Consider the following 14,479-nt stretch of genomic DNA (forward strand, 5'->3'; position numbering starts at 1 on the left):
ATCAAAGCGAAAGCATAGCAATTCCAAGTGCCGGGTGGGGGTTTCGGCGCTGGGCAGGGAACTTCCAAATGCCGGGCGGGTGCCTAGGGCGCCGGCCGGGGCGTGATTCCCGGGGTGTACAAAACGGGGCGGCCCTGTCAAGGCCGTCCCGTTGTTGTACGCCGCGGTTGCGGCGTGGGTCGAGTCCGGGCGATGGCCGAGCGGCTTAGAAGCTGGCTTCGGCGCTCAGGATGAAGTTGCGGCCCGCGCCCGGCACGCCGAACAGCTGGAAGCCATCGGAGCTGCTGGAAATCTGCTGATAATAGAACTTATCGAACAGATTGTTCGCGTTCAGCCGCAGGTTCAGGTGCTTGTTTGCCTGGTAGGTCAGCGCGGCGTTGGCCACCCAGTACGACGGCGCATCCACGTCGGCCGAATGGCCGCCCTTGGCCGCTACCGAGTTGCCCGCGCGGAAGCGCCGCTTGCCGATATATTGGCCGCCCAGGCTGCCGGAGAATTCCGGGGTAAAGGCGTAGGTCGTCCACAAGTTGAAGGTCATGTCGGGCACGTTCTTCATCTTGCCGCCTTCTTGCAGCGGATCGGCGGCATCTTCCAGGATCTTGCTTTGCATGAACGCCATGCCGGCATAGGCCGACCAGCGCGGGGTGAACGATCCGGCCAGGCCCAGTTCGAGGCCGCGCACGCGTTCCTTGCCGGCGCGTTGGGTGGGATTGCCCAGATCGTCGGTGTCGGAGGGGTTGCTGCGTTCGACCTGGAACAGGGCGGCCGTGGCCATCAGGCGCTGGTCGAATAGATCCCATTTGGTGCCCAGTTCCCAGGTGTTGGCCACGCCCGGCGTGTAGGAGGACACCGAGGCGTTGCCCCCGCCGCCGCTGCGCGAAGCCGCCGCCGAGGCGGAGGGCTGCGAGGCGCGGCTGTAGGACAAGTAGATGCTGCCGTTTTCGGCCGGCTTGTAGACCACCCCCAGGCGGCCGCTCCAGATACCGTCGTTTTGCGTGTAGGGCAGAACCTGGCCGCTGGTGTCGTACCATTTGACCTTGTAGCGGTCGTAGCGCAGACCGGCGGTGACCTCCCATTGCGGTGTCAGCGTGATCTGATCATAGGCGTAGAGCCCCCAGTTGGTGACTTCGGCACCATTATTGGCCGTGCTGGAGACCATGCTCCATGGGCCATCGTAGCGGGTGATGGGATCGCGCACGTCGATGACGTAGCGCTGGTTGCCGATATTCGGCAGATAGCGGGTGTAGGGATCCTTGCGGTAGCTTTCCTGGTAGTACTCCAGGCCGGTGACCATCCGGTGGCGGATCGCGCCGGTCTGGAAGTCCAGATTCAGGTCTGTCTGGTTGGCGAAAATCTTGCCACGATAGGCGTTTGCGTTGCCGAACAGCCGCGCCACGCCCCAGTATTCGGTCGGGTAGACTTCGTTGCCGTTATTGTCGTAGCCCCAGTAGTTGCTGCTGCCGGGGTTGTCGATCAACTGGCCCTGGTAGGTGGCGCCGGGCGCATTCAGCAAGCGGCCGCCGGTGGTCAGGTGGGTGAATCGCTTGGTTTGCGACCAGCGGGAGTGGTTTCGGATGGACGCCTTGTCGGTGAAATCGTGTTCCAGGTTCAGGTCGAAGGCGTCGATGGTGGTTTCCTCGACGTCGGCGTTCTCCAGGCCGCCCCAGAAATCCCGGTCGACGTATTTCATGCGTTCGCCGTCGCGGCCGACCGGCACGCCGAAGTCCGGGGTGTTCTTGTCTTCCTGGTGGAAGTAGGACAAGGTGGCGCGCGTGGGGGTGCCCAGGCCGAAGCTGATCGACGGCGCAAAGCCCCAGCGCTCGAATGCGGTCGGGCCCCGCCCCGCGACGCGGTTGTGGTGGCCCATCGCATTGATGCGGAAGGCCGTGGTTTCACCCAACTGGTGATTGATGTCCGCCGTGGCGCGGCGGTACTGATCCGTGCCGACGCCGCCGTTGATGCGGTAAAGGTTGCCCAGATGGGGCGTCTTGCTGACCAGGTTGACCGAGCCGCCGACCGCCGCCACGCCGGACTCGATGGAGCCGGTGCCTTTGTAGACCTCGGCCTGCTCCATGTTGAAGATGTCGGTGCGGGTGGACAACTGGCTGTCGCGCACACCGTCCACCGTGATGCTCTGCTCGGCCGAGAAGCCGCGGATCGTGAACATATCGCCCCAGCCCGCGCCGCCTTCGCCGGATGAGAAGGTAATGCCGGGCACGTTGCGCAGCACGTCCTGCAAGTTTTGTGCGCCTTGCTGCTCCAGGACTTCCGCGGGCACGATGCTGATGGTTTGCGGCGTGTCGATCAGGGGGGCCTGGAACTTCACGGACTGGACATGATCCGCCTTGAAGGCGGGTGCGCTGCCGGTGACCTGTACAGGCGATAGTTCGGCGACGTCGGCGGCCTGTGCCACCACGAGACCGGGCGCCACAGTCAGTGCGCCGCAAAGCGCCGCACTCAGCGGTGTCGAACGGCTTAGAAGCCGTTTTGTGGATTTATGAGCAGAATGCACGTCGATAAGCTCCGTTCTTAATATAAGTCAAACAAATGGTTCGAAAAGCGCATGATAACCGTTCTCATTCAGAATTCAGGAAATTGTCAGAAAACGGGAAAAAATCCGCCCATCAAAATGACATTTTGTGGAAAAAAGACAACATGACGCAGTCATCCCGCATCCAATGGCGGGGAAACGCTCGGAATGTCTGGGAAATGCCCGGGAAGGTGTGGAAATGCTCAGGAAGGCGTGGTGCGGCCTGATGGCCGCATCGGCGGGACGCCGGCGGCTGCCCGGCGCACCCGAAGCACCGAAGCACCGAAGCACCGAAGCGTCCGAAGCGTCCGAAGCGCCCGAAGCGTCCGACGCAAAAACGCCCCCGCGGCGCTGAGTTGCTGCGGGGGCGTTTTGCCGGGGCTGGGTCGCAGCCCTGGCACCCGTGTCCGGGATTGTGAAAGAATCAGTCCTGCAAGGTCAGTACTTCAGGTTGGCGGTCAGGATGACTTGGCGGCCGGGGCCGAAATCGGCGTGGTGGTTGCCGTTATTGTGGCTGTAGTACGACTTGTCGGTCAGGTTCAGCCCGTTGAGCTGGAAGCTGAGGTGCTTGTTGACCTGGTAGGCCGCCATGGCGTCAAAGCGCCAGTAGGCCGGCATGTAGGTGGCATTGGCGCCGCCACCCGCCGTCCCCTGGCCGGAACCGCCGAAGGTCTTGCCCACGTAGTAGGCGCCGGCGCCGATGGTCAGGGGGGGCAGTACCTTATAGGTGGACCACAGGCTGAAGCTGTGCTTCGGGGTGTTGGTCAGGGGGTCGCCCACATTGACATTGTTGTAAGCCCCGGCCAGCAGTTCGCTGTCCAGGTAGGCATAGCCGCCATAGACGGACCAGTCCGGGGTGATCTGGCCGTTGATGCCCAATTCCAGGCCGCGCACCCGCGTCTTGCCCGCCTGGGCATAGACGCCGGGATCGACTTCGATCTGGGCGTCCCGCCGCTCGTTCTGGAAGATGGCGGCGGTCAGGTTCAGGCGATTATCCAGCAGATCCCATTTGGTGCCCAGCTCGATGGTCTGGCTTTTTTCGGGTTTCAGGTCGCCCAGGCTGTTGGCCCCGCTGACCCCCAGGCTGTCCTGGTCGCCGCCCGACATATTGGGCGGCGTGGATGAGGTGGCGTAGCTGACGTAGATGCTGCCGTTTGGCGCGGGTTTATAGACCAGGCCCAGCTGGTAGTTGAACATGCCCCATGAGCCTTCGTCGGAAACCGGCGCGCTGGCCCCGCGGGGAACGGAATTGCCCGAGATGCGGTAGCGGTCGTAGCGCAAGCCGGCGTTCACCAGGAATTGTTCGGACAGCTGGATGCTGTCGAAGAAGTAGGCCGCCTGGGTGGTGGATTTTGCATCCAGACTCAGCGGGCTGCGCGTGAAACTGCCGGCCCAGGGGTCGCTGGGATTGGGGTGGTACAGCGGTGTGCAATCCATCTTGCCCGCAAAAACGGATGGGCAGGCGGAAGCATAGGTCGTGTTGACGCTGTAGCTGGCGTTCTTGGTGGTCTCCCGGGAGATTTCGATCCCGGCATTGAAACTGTGCTTCAGGCTGCCGGTGTCGAATTTTCCGGTGAGTTCCGTCACGTTGGCCAGGGTGGTGCTTTTTTGCCAGCGGGTCTTGGTGCCGCGCAGCAGCCAGTATTCCCCGGTGGGCGCATCGTATTTCACCTGCCCGTCGCCCGGGTTGGTCAGGACGTAGTCGTTCAGGGTTTCGCCATAACGGGTGGCATTGCGCAGGGTCAGGCGGTCTGTGAAATCGTGTTCGATTTCGATGGTGCCGATGTCGGCCTGTGTCTTGCGGTAATCCCGGTCGTAGAGGCCATAGAAGGTGTCGCGGCTGACGTCCAGGATGCCGTCGTCCGTCATGTAGGGGAATTCCCGGGTGGCGGTGTTGCGAATGACCGGTACCCCGTAGTCCGGCATGCCTTTGGTCTGGTAGTGGTAGTAGCTCAGGGAGACTCGGGTCGGGGTGCCCAGGCCGAAGGAAATGGTGGGGGCCACTCCCCAGTTCTTGTAGTCCACGGCATCGCGGCCGGGGAAATCGCCCGAGGCGCCCAGAACGTTCAGGCGGAAGGCCGACGTGTCGCTGAATTGCCAATTGCCGTCGGCGGTGGCGCGCAGGTATTTGTCGGTGCCGATACCCAGGCTGGCGCTGGCGCCGTTGCCCAGGTAGGCATGCTTGCTGGTCAGGTTGATGCTGCCCCCGCCCGTGCCGCGTCCGCCCAGCGCGGAATCCGCGCCGCGGATGACTTCCACGCTTTCCAGGTCGAATACCTCGCGGGTCTGGCCGCCGGCGTCGCGGATGCCGTCCACGTAGATGTTGCTGGCCGACGAGGCCCCCCGGATGAAGGGGCGGTCGGCCAGGGGCTGGCCGCCTTCGCCTGCGCCGAAGGTGATCCCCGGAGAGTTTCGCAGCACATCTTCCAGCGATGTGGCGTTGGTGTCCTGGATGATGGCTTGGGGAATGATCTGGACGGATTTCGGGGTGTCCAGCAGCGGCGCGGTGAATTTTTCCTGCGAGGCTTCATCGACCTTGTAGTCGTCGATCAGGTTGCCCTGAACCTTGACCGGGCTGAGTGTGGCGGGTTGGTTCGTGGCCTGCGCTTGGGCGGTGGCGGGTAGGAAGGCGCCCGGCGCGGCCAGCGCCAGGGCAAGGGATGAGCCGAGTAGAGTCCGCGAAGCGGAGGGATGCGAAGCCAAAGAGTTCTCCATATTTATGCAAATGTCAATAAGAATGATTCTTAGTATTGATATTTATCATTTTATGGAAAAACGGTTTAAATGTGAAGAAATAAAGGAGGCTTTGATACAAATTTTTATTTGCCACCTTTCGAGTGCGAGAATCGGCGGGTTGGCGGGGCGGCGCGGCCCCGCCCCGCCCGGGGTTCAGTTCGCCCGCCCGCCCAGGCGCTGCAGCAGCCCCCGCAGCTTCTGCACCCGCCCGGCCACGTCCACGCTGCCGCCGAAGCTGATCTTCAGGCGATCCGGGCCGTTCAGGCGCACTTGGCGGTCTTGTTGCACCAGCTCGATGACGCGGATGGGCTCGACCTTGGGTTGCGCGGAAAACTGGATGGCGGCCTGCGTGTCGCCCGCGTCGATTTTGAGGATGCCCAGGGATTCGGCCAGCAGGCGCAGGCGGTGCAGGGAAATCAGTGTCTGGCCGGCTTCGGGCAGCTTGCCGTAGCGGTCGGTCAGTTCTTCCTGTATCAGCGTGAGGCTGTCATTGTCGGCGGTGTGCGACAAGCGCTTGTAAAAGCCCAGGCGGGCCTGGACGTCGGCGCAGTAGTCGGATGGCAGCAGCGCCGGGGCATGCAGATTGATGTCGCTGGGCGAACCGAAGGGCGCGTCCAGGTCGGGTTCCTCGCCGGACTTCAGGGCGCGCACGGCCGCCGCCAGCATGTCGTTGTACAGGGTGTAGCCGATTTCCTGGATGTTGCCGGACTGGGATTCGCCCAGCACTTCGCCGCTGCCCCGGATTTCCAGGTCGTGCATGGCCAGGAAGAAGCCGGCGCCCAGGTCTTCCATGGATTGGATGGCTTCCAGGCGCTTTTTGGCATTGGCGGTGATGGCGTCTTCGCCGGGGGTCAGCAGGTAGGCGTAAGCCTGGTGATGCGAACGGCCCACGCGGCCGCGCAGCTGGTGCAATTGAGCCAGGCCCAGCTTGTCGGCGCGGTGGATGATGATGGTGTTGGCCGATGGGATGTCGATGCCGGTCTCGATGATGGTGGTGCACAGCAGCACGTTGCTGCGCTGCTGGTAGAAGCTTTTCATCACGTCTTCCAGCTCGCGCTCGCCCATCTGGCCGTGCGCCACGGCGATGCGCGCTTCGGGCACCAGTTCTTCCAGCCGGGCGCGGCGGTTCTGGATGGTATCGACCTCGTTGTGCAGGAAATACACCTGGCCGCCGCGCTTGAGTTCGCGCAGGATGGCCTCGCGGATGGTGCTGCCGTCTTCGCGGCGCACGAAGGTCTTGATGGCCAGGCGTTTTTGCGGCGCGGTGGCGATCACCGAAAAATCGCGGATGCCTTCCAGCGACATGCCCAGCGTGCGCGGGATGGGGGTGGCCGTCAGGGTCAGCACGTCGACTTCGGCGCGCAGGGCCTTCAGGGCTTCTTTCTGGCGCACGCCGAAGCGGTGTTCTTCGTCGATGATCACCAGGCCCAGTTGTTTGTAGCGCACATCCTTGGATAGGATTTTATGGGTGCCGATGACGATGTCCACCGTGCCGTCCGCCAGCCCGGCGATGGCCTTGGCGGTTTCCTTGCCGGTGCGAAAGCGCGAGAGTTCGGCGATGCGCACCGGCCAATTGGCGAAGCGGGTGGCGAAGTTCTGCGCGTGCTGCTCGGCCAGCAGGGTGGTGGGGCACAGCAGCGCCACCTGGCGGCCGTTCATGACCGCCAGAAACGCCGCGCGCAAGGCGACTTCGGTCTTGCCGAAGCCCACGTCGCCGCACACCAGCCGATCCATGGGGTGGCCCGAGGTCATGTCCTGGATGACGGCGGCGATGGCGGTGGCCTGGTCGGGGGTTTCCTCGAAGCCGAATCCTTCGGCGAAAGCCTGGTAGTCGCGCGCCGGGAACTGGAAGTGCAGGCCCTCGCGGGCGGCGCGCCGGGCATACAGGGCCAGCAGCTCGGCGGCCGTGTCGCGGGCTTGCTTGGCGGCTTTGCGCCGGGCCTTTTCCCATTGGCCGGAACCCAGCGGATGCAGCGGCGCCTGATCCGGGTCGGCGCCGCTGTAGCGGGCGATCAGGTGCAGCTGCGAAACGGGCACGTACAGCGTGGCCTCGCGGGCGTATTCCAGGTGCAGCAGTTCGATGGGGCCGTCGCCCAGATCCATGCTGACCAGGCCCCGGTAGCGCCCGATGCCGTGCTGCACATGCATCACGGGGTCGCCCACGTGCAGCTCGGCCAGGTCGCGCACCATGGCGTCGATGTCGCTGTGCTGTTCGTGGCGCCGCCGGCGGCTGCGGGCGGGGCGCGCCGCCTGGGCGGGATAGAGGTCATTTTCGGTGAGAACCGCCAGGCCCGCGTCCGGCATCAGGAATCCCCCCGTCAGGGGGGCCACGACCAGGGCGAAGCGGGCGTCGCTGTTCAGGTAGTCGTCCCAGGTGTCCAGCATGCGGGGGGTCGGGAGCTGGTAGTCGCTCATCAGCTCGGCGATGGTTTCGCGCCGGCCCGCTGAATCCACGCACACGACGGTGCGGCATGGGCTGGTTTCCAGGTGGCGACGCAGCCCGGCCAGCGGATCTTCGGCCCGGCGGTTGACCGCGACGTCCGGGCATGGGGCGAAATCGGGGTGCGGCGGGTCGTTGACCAGCGCCAGGCGGGGCAGGCCGCGCAAGCGGCCATGAAAACCCTCGTCGTCCAGGAACAGGGCGTCCAGGGGCAGGACGGGACGCTCCGGGTCCGATTTCAGGAATTGCCAGCGCTTGTGGGCGTCTTCGGTGAATTGCCGGATCGTGGCGGGAATGTCCCCCAGGGTGATCGCCAGCGTGTCGGCCGGCAGGTAGTCGAACAGGGTGGCGGTGTGCTCGAAGAACAGGGGCAGGTAGTATTCGATGCCGGCGAAGGCGATGCCGTTGCCGATGTCTTTATAGGGCAGGGCGCGTGAAGGGTCGCCCTCGAAGATTTCCCGGAAGCGGGCGCGGAAATGGTTGCGCGCGGCCTCGTCCATGGGAAACTCGCGCCCCGGCAGCAACTCGATCTCGCGCACGGGATACAGGCTGCGCTGGGTGTCGATGTCGAAGCTGCGGATGGATTCGATTTCCTGGTCGAACAGATCCAGCCGGTAGGGCAGGGCCGAGCCCATGGGGAACAGGTCGATCAGGCCGCCGCGGATGCAGAATTCGCCCGGCGCGCCGACCTGGGTGACGTGGCTGTAGTTGGCCAGGGTCAGCTGCGCCCGCAGGCGGGCTTCATCCAGCGTGTCGCCCTGGCGAAACTGGAACGTATAGGCCGCCAGGAATTCGGGCGGAGCGAGGCGTGTCAGGGCGGTCGTCACGGGCACGATCAGGAGATCCACCACGCCTTGCCCCAGGGCGTGCAAGGTGCGCAGCCGTTCGGAAATCAAATCCTGGTGGGGCGAAAAGCTATCGTAGGGCAGGGTTTCCCAGTCGGGCAGAAAGCGCACCCGCAGGTCGGGGTCGAACAGGGCGATTTCGTCGGCCAGCCGCCGGGCGGCCAAGGGATCCGCGCAGAACGCCGCCAGGGGATGGCCCGATTGGCGCGCCAGGGCCGCCAGCCACAGGGCATCGCCGGAGCCCGGGGGGCGCGGCTGGGCATAGCGCTGGCCGGGCCGCAGGGCGGCCAGGGCGGGCGCCAGGGAAGGCAGCGAAAAGGGGGTGGGGGCGGCGGCGGGTGGGGGCGGATTGCGCAACGCGGTGGGCATGGGGGTTTTCACGGCCCACAGTATAAAGATTCGAGCCTGGATGCGCGACAGCCGGACGCGGCCGAGGTGGGTTTTCAGCGCTGTGCTCTGTTGAACAATGCACTGTTACACGACAGTTTGCAATGTTAATTTAACTACATAAATGGATGTAGTCGTGAAAATATTTCCAGATAACTTTAAATATATCTATTTATTTTTACAGATTGATCTTGTGTTTATACTGTAATTTAGTGTGTTTTGCCTGGTTTTATCATAGAAAAATGAATATTCATCATCGTTTATCTTAAACGTTCGATCTTTCTTCTGTCTGTCGCTTTATCTTTCTTATGGAAAACCCTAGGCTGATTATTTGTAGTTATGCTACATAATGGCGCAGCGTCGCCAGGCGGCAGTGCGTGACCGCCGGTTTCCGGTGGCGGCCAGGCGGCGCATTCACAAGATTCAGGAGACAAGCGATGGCAGGTAAAAGGCAGTTTTGCATTGCGCCCGTGCTGGGGGCGATCATCATGGCGGTTTGCGCGACAGGCGCGCAGGCCGACGGCATCGGCGACAGCCCTTATCTACTGGGCGACTGGGGCGGGCTGCGAACCCAGTTGGCGGAGAAGGGGGTGACGTTCAATTTCGGCTACGGCGGCGAGGCGGCGCACAATTTTTCCGGCGGCACGCGGCGGTTGACCCGCTACACCGATCAGTGGGTCATCGGGACGACGGTGGATCTGGACACGCTGTGGGGCTGGAAAGGCGCCAGCTTCCAGTTGACCGTCACGGATCGCAATGGCCGCAATCTGGGCGACGATGCGGAAATCGGGAACAACATGTTGCTGCAAGAGGTCTATGGCCGCGGCCAGACCTGGCATCTGACGCAGTTCTGGCTGGATCAGAAGCTGTTCGACGACCGTCTGGCCATCAAGGCCGGGCGGGTGACGGTGGGTGAAGATTTCTTTTCTTTTTCGTGCGATTTCCAGAACCTGACCTTCTGTGGCTCACAGCCGGGCAATCTGGTGGGGGATTACTGGGTGAATTGGCCCACCAGCCAGTGGGGCGCGCGCGTCAAATTCAGCCCGACGCCGGAAGTCTACGGACAGGTCGGCGTGTACCAGGTGAACCCCAAATACGTGGATGATTCCTACGCCCGGCACCACGGTTTGAGCCTGGACAACCCCAGCGGCACCACGGGCGCCCTGGTGCCGCTGGAATTCGGCTGGTTGCCCCGGATCGCCGAGCGTCCGGGGGCCTACAAGGTGGGGGTCTGGTACAACACCTCCCAGGGCAAGGATCTCTACGAGGATGTCCAGGGACAGCCCATGGGCGAGACCGGCCAGCCGGCGCGGACGCACGATGGCCAGTATGGCGTGTACCTGAGCCTGCAGCAGCAGGTCACCGGCGCGGCGGGCGGGCGCGGGGCCACGGTGTTCTTCAATTTCTCCCAGGCCGACCGCGCCACGGCGCGGGTGGATCACCAGTGGTCGCTGGGTGTCCAGTACAAGGGGCCGTTCGACCGGCTGCAGGATACCATTGGCTTTGCCGTGGGCGCCACGCACAACAATGGCCGGTATGCCGATTACGTGCGCCAGGTGGATGCCCGAACCGGCGGGCAGACGATTGTGGGCGATGGCTACGAATACGCCAGCGAACTGTACTACCGCTGGTCGCCGGTGCGGTCGGTCTATGTGCAGCCCAATCTGCAGTATGTGATGCATCCCGGCGGGACGTCGCAAAACCACGATGCCTTCATCGTGGGCGTGAAGACCGGCATTGCCTTTTGACGCCGGCGTCTGGCCCGGCGCCTCGCCGGCCAGGAAAACGCCCGGCGCCGATGGCATCGGCGCCGGGCGGCAAGGCTTGAGGCCGGCAGTGGGCTGGGCTTAGAACGATACGGCCAGGCCGATATTGCCTGCCGCCTGGTTGCCGCCGCTGCGTCCCGTCGTGGCGATGATCTGGCCTTGGAGGGCGACCGATTTGCTCAGGCTGGCCGTGATGCCGGCGGTCCATTCCATCCAGCTGTTGTCGGGGGCTTCCACGCGCGTCGTCCAGTCGCCCGTCGTGGCGGCGACGCCGCTGGTGATCGTGCGGGCATCCCGCTTGAACTCATGGGCGTATGCGACCTTGGCGTAGGGCGTGTAGCGGCCCGCGATGTCCAGGCGCGCTTGCCATCCCAGACGCCCGACCAGGGACTCGACCCTTTGATCCGCGAAGAACATGCGGCTGCTGCTGTCCCCGTCCTCGGTGAAGTGGGCGACCTTGACGCGCGCGTAATCCAAGCCGATGACGGGGCCGGTGCGTAGCGGGCCGACTGTCGCGTCATAGCCGCCGTGCAGCCCCAGGCCATATTGGCGCTGGTGCGGGCTGCCTTCCAGGGTCAGGGTGCGCGGCCCCAGGGCCACTTGGCGGCGGGTCTGCAGGGTGCCGCTGCCGGCATGGATCGTGCCGTCGAGCCACAGGTCGCCGGGCGCGTAGCTGGCATAGGCGCTCAAGAGCGTGCTGCGGTCCTTGACGCTGCCGGACGCGCCCCGGCTGTCCAGATCGGTCTTGCCCAGTTGACGCGAAACGGCCAGGCCGATGGCGAAATCCCGGGTGGTCTGGAAGTCGATGCCCAGGGTGTAGAGCTGGCCGTGGGCTTGGGCGCCGGACAGGCCGGTGCCCGCATCGCCGTAGGCGCCTTGGACGAACAGGCTGGCGGTGCCGACCGGGCGCGCTTGCATGCGCAAGGCCGCCAGGCGGCTGTTCAGGCTGGCGTTCAGCTGCAGTGCATTGCCCAGCCCGGCATCGGGCAGCCCGGCGGCAAAGTAGGGCGCTTGCAGCAGGCCGGTCATGTAGTCGGCGATCAGCGCATGGGCGCCCGGGGTCGGGTGCAACTGGTCGGAGAAGACATAGCCCGCGGTGGCGCCGGTCGGGTCGCTGCAGTATAGGGCGCTGATCGGGCAGGCGGCCCCCACGACGTTGGTGAGGCCGTAGGCGGCCGGATCCGCCAGGATTTCCCGGAACAGGCCGTTGATGTCCGCGCGGATGATGCCGTGGTTTTGGCCGGCCGAGTTCAAGCCGATGTCCACAAGCTGGTTGTAGCCGGCGGAGGCCTGCTGCAGGCCGGGGCGAACCTGGGCGTAGACGCCCGAGAGCGTGCCCTGCGGCAAGCCGGCGGCGGTGTCGGCCGCGGCCAGCGCCGTGGCGATGGCCGCGGGATCGTAGGCGCCGTTCGCGGCGGCCAGACTGGCCCAGGCCGCACCCCAGGCGGCGGCGATGCCGGCGGGCGGGACGGCGGCCTGGATGGCGGCGAAAACGGCCAGGGGCGCGGCGCCGACATCCGGCAGATTCGGCAGCAGGATCGTGCGCGCCCCCGCGTTTTTCAGGGCGCCGACGGTGCCGACCGTGCTGGCGGCCGATGCCATCAGGTAGTCGGTCGCGCCCGCCCCCTGGCCCGCGGCGGCGATGACGTCGTTGCCTCCGATCCAGAGGGCATACAGGGCATTGGCGTCGGCCCGGGCGTGTTGCGCCAGGTAGGTGCCCAGCTGTCCTTGCAGGTTGGTGACGGCCATGGCGTCGCCGGTGGGCATGCCGCTGGGGTCGGTCGGTTGTTGCGCCTGGCCGGCGGGATTGGCCTGTGCGCCGCCTTGGGCGTAGTTGTTGCCGTTGGCGGCAATGTGGGGGTTGGCCGGGTTGTTCGGGCTGGCCGCAAAGCCGAAGCGGCCAGCCAGGATGTTTGTCCAGTTATTGTCGTTGTTGGTGGTCCAGCGGGCATTGGACGGCAGGCCGCCCAGGCCGCCGAAGGCGCCGACGTCCGACAGGCTGTCGCCAAAAAAGTAAAGATTGCTGTAGGCCTGTGCGGCAGGGGGCAATGCCAGGGCGACGGACAGCGCCAAGGTCGCCAGTGCGGGGTGTTTCATGGAGTCTCCTCGATGGGCATGGATACCGTCTGCCGAGGCCGGGTGCGGCGCTCGGGGCGGTGTCCTGTTCTGGGTCTTTGCATTTTGTAAAACAAACGTTTGTTTGTCAATTGGGCAAAGGCGCCCGGAACCCTCGGTTTGCGGGCGGCCGGGGGGCGCGGGCCGGGCGCCGCCTCAGCCCGGCTGCCGCTTGTTTTTCAGGCTGTGCTTGGTTTTGGCCAGCACTTGGCTGGCCTGGTCGCCACGGCGCAGGGCAACCCCCAGCGCCAGCACGTCGATGATGGCCAGATGCGCCAGGCGCGAAATCATGGGACTGTAGAGTTCGGTGTCTTCTTGCGTGTCGGCGCGCAGCAGGATCGTGGCCAGCGCGGCCAGCGGCGAGCCCGACGCCGTGATGGCGATGAGCGGGCAGCCGTTGTCGCGGGCCAGGGCGACGGCGTCCAGAAGCTCGCGGGAGCGCCCGGAGTGCGAGATCGCCACCAGGGCGTCGCGCGGGCCCAGCAGCGATGCCGCCATGCTTTGGGTGTGGCTGTCGGCGTAGGCCACGACGGCCAGGTCGAAGCGGAAGAATTTGTGCTGGGCGTCCGCCGCGACGATGCCGGAGTTGCCGATCCCGTAGAATTCGATGCGCCGGGCCGCCGCCAGGCGCGCGATGGCGGCCTCGACCTGATCGGGATCCAGGTTGTTGCGCACGCGCAGCAGGGCGGACACCGCGTTGTCGAATACTTTGCCTGTCAGGGCGGGCACCCCGTCGCCGGCTTGCAGCGCCGAGTGCACGTAGGGCATGCCGCTGATCTGGCTGGCCGCCAGCTGGACTTTGAAATCGGGCCAGCCCGCGTAGCCCAGTGTGCGGCACAGGCGGATGACTGTGGGTTCGCTGACCCCGGCGGCCTGGGCGACGTCGCCGATTGCCATGCGCGAGGCCGCGCCGGGCCGGTCGATGACCAGGCGGGCGACGCGGGCGGCGGCGCGGCTGAGTTGCGGCAGGCGGCGGCGCAGTTCGGGCAGGAGGGGGCTCATGGGGTGCGGGTGTCCTGTTGCGCCAGCCGGCACGCCTGCCGGGCCAGTTGGGCGATGGCGTCCCAGTCGCGCGCGGCCAGGGCCGCCGCCGGCGTCAGCCAGGATCCTCCGACGCAGCCGACGTTGGGCAGCGCCAGATAGTCGGCCGCATTGCCCGCATGGATGCCGCCGGTGGGGCAGAAGGCCAGGTCGGGCAAGGGGCCGCGCCAGGCTTGCAGCAGGGGCACGCCGCCGATGGCCTCGGCCGGGAAAAGTTTCTGCACGGCAAAGCCCCATTCCGCAGCCTGCATGGCTTCGGAAACCGTGGCGACGCCGGGCAGAAAGGGGATGCCGGACTGGCGGGCCGCCTGGGCCAGGGCCGCTGTCAGCCCGGGACTGACGCCGAAGCGGGCCCCCGCCTGCAAGGCGCTGTCCAGTTGCTGGGGCGTGCGGACGGTGCCCACCCCGACCAGGGCGTCGGGCACCTGATCCCCGATGGCGCGGATGGCGTCCAGCGCGGCGGGGGAGCGGAGGGTGATTTCCAGCGACCGGATGCCGCCGGCGACGAGGGTCCGGGCGAGCTCCACCGCGGTGGCGGTGTCGTGGACGACGATAACCGGCATGACCGGGCTGTGTGCAAGGAGTTCCTGAGCGTTCATCGTGTATGGCGCGGTTGATT

The 14,479-nt window shown here is 65.4% G+C and carries 7 protein-coding genes; 1 reads left to right on the top strand and 6 read right to left on the bottom strand.

Translation table 11 applies throughout. The annotated features are described in order from the left end of the window. Positions 1–205: 205 nt before the first annotated feature. The 3 genes from ACMHYJ_RS14645 to mfd form a co-directional block, all read right to left on the bottom strand. Positions 206–2,431, bottom strand: a complete 2,226-nt coding sequence (locus ACMHYJ_RS14645) for a TonB-dependent receptor (RefSeq protein ID WP_414246926.1) — start codon at positions 2,429–2,431, stop codon at positions 206–208. A 537-nt stretch (positions 2,432–2,968) separates the two neighbouring features. Beyond that, entirely contained in the window at positions 2,969–5,233 is a 2,265-nt protein-coding gene (locus tag ACMHYJ_RS14650) for a TonB-dependent receptor (RefSeq protein ID WP_414246927.1), read from the bottom strand. Positions 5,234–5,419: 186 nt separating this feature from the next. Further along, entirely contained in the window at positions 5,420–8,920 is a 3,501-nt protein-coding gene (gene mfd, locus ACMHYJ_RS14655; RefSeq protein WP_414246928.1) for a transcription-repair coupling factor, read from the bottom strand. A gap of 455 nt (positions 8,921–9,375) precedes the next feature. Here mfd and ACMHYJ_RS14660 point away from each other — a divergent pair, with 455 nt between their 5' ends. Then, positions 9,376–10,686 carry a carbohydrate porin gene (locus ACMHYJ_RS14660; protein WP_414246929.1) on the top strand — a complete coding sequence of 437 codons (1,311 nt, stop codon included), beginning with the start codon at positions 9,376–9,378 and terminating at the stop codon, positions 10,684–10,686. A 99-nt stretch (positions 10,687–10,785) separates the two neighbouring features. Here the strand turns inward: ACMHYJ_RS14660 and ACMHYJ_RS14665 are convergent, their stop codons facing one another. The 3 genes from ACMHYJ_RS14665 to eda all read right to left on the bottom strand — a co-directional run bounded on the left by ACMHYJ_RS14665 (position 10,786) and on the right by eda (position 14,459). Further along, entirely contained in the window at positions 10,786–12,801 is a 2,016-nt protein-coding gene (locus ACMHYJ_RS14665; protein WP_414246930.1) for an autotransporter outer membrane beta-barrel domain-containing protein, read from the bottom strand. Between the two features lie 174 nt (positions 12,802–12,975). Next, positions 12,976–13,821, bottom strand: a complete 846-nt coding sequence (locus ACMHYJ_RS14670) for an SIS domain-containing protein (RefSeq protein WP_414246931.1) — start codon at positions 13,819–13,821, stop codon at positions 12,976–12,978. Continuing rightward, a complete protein-coding gene (gene eda, locus ACMHYJ_RS14675; protein WP_414246932.1) occupies positions 13,818–14,459 on the bottom strand; it encodes a bifunctional 4-hydroxy-2-oxoglutarate aldolase/2-dehydro-3-deoxy-phosphogluconate aldolase in 642 nt (213 codons plus the stop codon). Before eda ends, ACMHYJ_RS14670 begins: the two co-directional genes overlap by 4 nt. Positions 14,460–14,479 lie beyond the last annotated feature (20 nt).

Source organism: Castellaniella hirudinis, from assembly GCF_047468865.1.
Classification (GTDB): Bacteria; Pseudomonadota; Gammaproteobacteria; order Burkholderiales; family Burkholderiaceae_B; genus Castellaniella; species Castellaniella hirudinis_A.